This window comes from Odoribacter sp. N54.MGS-14 (assembly GCF_000980295.1).
Lineage (GTDB): Bacteria > Bacteroidota > Bacteroidia > Bacteroidales > Marinifilaceae > Odoribacter > Odoribacter splanchnicus.
In genome coordinates this window covers 1-1200 of the sequence record NZ_LARL01000158.1, presented here as the reverse complement: position 1 = coordinate 1200, position 1200 = coordinate 1, and the positions used below count along the sequence as shown (strand labels likewise).

The window sequence follows — 1200 nt, the reverse complement described above, 5'->3', positions numbered from 1 at the left end:
CAACAGCCCGCCCGGCGAAATTGTAGTACCGGTGAAGATACCAGTTACCCGCAACTAGACGGGAAGACCCCATGGAGCTTTACTGCAGCTTAATACTGGAATTCGGTAACCCATGTACAGGATAGGTGGGAGGCTTGGAAGCAGGGGCGTCAGCTCTTGTGGAGCCGCCGGTGGGATACCACTCTTGGATTGCTGAATTTCTAACCTGCGGCCGTGAATCCGGTCGGGGGACACTGTTAGGCGGGCAGTTTGACTGGGGCGGTCGCCTCCTAAAGAGTAACGGAGGCGCTCAAAGGTTGGCTCAGCACGGACGGAAATCGTGCAGTGAGTGTAAACGTAGAAGCCAGCCTAACTGCGAGACCGACGGGTCGAGCAGTAACGAAAGTTGGAGTTAGTGATCCGGTGGTATGTGAGTGGAAATGCCATCGCTCAACGGATAAAAGCTACCCTGGGGATAACAGGCTGATCTCCCCCAAGCGTCCACAGCGACGGGGAGGTTTGGCACCTCGATGTCGGCTCGTCACATCCTGGGGCTGAATTCGGTCCCAAGGGTTCGGCTGTTCGCCGATTAAAGTGGCACGCGAGCTGGGTTCAGAACGTCGTGAGACAGTTCGGTCCCTATCTGTTGCGGGCGTAAGAGATTTGAAGGGAGCTGTCCTTAGTACGAGAGGACCGGGATGGACGTACCTCTGGTGCACCAGTTGTCCTGCCAAGGGCATAGCTGGGTAGCTATGTACGGACGAGATAAACGCTGAAAGCATCTAAGCGTGAAACTCCCCCTAAGATAAGATCTCTCATCCTTCGAGGAGTAAGGGCCCAGGAAGACTACCTGGTAGATAGGCCGGAGGTGGAAGTGCAGTAATGTATGGAGCTGACCGGTACTAATCGCCCGAGGGCTTGACCTACGAGAAAGCAGGCGAGCCTGAAAGCGGCGTCACATTGTTCGGTTTTGAGGGTGCAGGGAAGCATGCTCAAGGGATTTGCACCTTTAGCTCAGTTGGTAGAGCAACTGACTCTTAATCAGTGGGTCCCCGGTTCGAGTCCGTGAAGGTGCACCATGGCCCGTTGGTCAAGTGGTTAAGACAGCGGCCTCTCACGCCGTTAACATCGGTTCGAATCCGGTACGGGTCACCAGACTTTTCAAGGGCGAAAGTTCTTGACAAGGGAAGCGAAATACAATATAATACAGTTTGTTCTCCG

The 1200-nt window shown here is 54.6% G+C and carries 2 tRNA genes and 1 rRNA gene; all 3 read left to right on the top strand.

Annotated elements, in window-relative coordinates:
- Nucleotides 1-905, top strand: a 23S ribosomal RNA gene (locus tag WS42_RS14750); the annotation flags it as partial.
- A gap of 77 nt (nt 906-982) precedes the next feature.
- A tRNA-Lys gene (locus WS42_RS14745) sits at nt 983-1058 on the top strand.
- A gap of 1 nt (nt 1059) precedes the next feature.
- A tRNA-Glu gene (locus WS42_RS14740) sits at nt 1060-1134 on the top strand.
- Nucleotides 1135-1200: the final 66 nt, after the last annotated feature.